Source organism: Bradyrhizobium sp. NBAIM08 (genome assembly GCF_020193935.1).
Taxonomy (GTDB): domain Bacteria; phylum Pseudomonadota; class Alphaproteobacteria; order Rhizobiales; family Xanthobacteraceae; genus Bradyrhizobium; species Bradyrhizobium yuanmingense.
In genome coordinates, this window is the sequence record NZ_JADYVR010001299.1 from 1 (window position 1) to 385 (window position 385).

General features: G+C 66.8%; 1 protein-coding gene. It reads left to right on the top strand.

Annotated elements, in window-relative coordinates; translation table 11 throughout:
- Window positions 1–385 (top strand): transposase (locus I6F37_RS44615; protein ID WP_225155074.1); only part of this gene is annotated, 385 nt, incomplete at both ends.

Genomic DNA, 385 nt, shown 5'->3' on the forward strand with positions numbered 1-385 from the left:
GAGAAGGAGCAGGCGGCAGCGAACTTCAAGGGCGGGTTCGGCTTTCACCCGTTGGGTGCATGGTGTGACAACAGCGGGGAGATGCTCGCCGTCCACCTGCGTCCCGGCAACAGCAACGCCAACCATGCCGGGGACCAGATCAGCGTGCTCACTGAGGCTATCGGCCAGGTTCCGGCTCCGTTTCGGCGCCGGTTGCTGGTCCGAGCCGACACCGCCGGCGCCACCCATCAGCTGCTGGACTGGCTGCACGAGCAAGGCCGAGTCCGGGGCCGGTCCGTGGAGTACTCCATCGGGTTTCCTGTGCACAAAGGCGTCGCGGTCCACGACGCCATCCACACCGTGCCCGAGTCGGCGTGGCAGGGCGCACTCGACCTGTCTCTACTAC